We start from the raw sequence: 265 nt of genomic DNA on the forward strand, positions 1-265 counted from the left end.
GGGCCCGTCGACCGGATAGCCGATGCCGATCACGACGGCCTCGGCGTCGCGCGTGCCGTCCGGCCGTGCGTGGCGATTGCGGGTGAGCTGCGCCGCGAGCGGGAACAGCGCATTGCCGTCGAGCACGGTGAGCACCGGATGGGGCGCCGAACCGGAACGCTCGGCCGGCAACGCGACGAACAGGCGCCGCGTGCGGCCGGCGATCGTCACGTCGAACTGGCAGCTGTCCGGCACGAAGACCGGGGGCGCGGCGTCGAGGCCGGGC

Annotated in this window: 1 pseudogene; it reads right to left on the minus strand. The window is 74.7% G+C overall.

What is annotated here, in order from left to right:
* Positions 1 to 265, minus strand: a pseudogene (locus SB772_RS41950) (alpha/beta hydrolase); the annotation flags it as partial.

The organism is Paraburkholderia sp. SIMBA_030, from assembly GCF_046535245.1.
GTDB lineage: Bacteria > Pseudomonadota > Gammaproteobacteria > Burkholderiales > Burkholderiaceae > Paraburkholderia.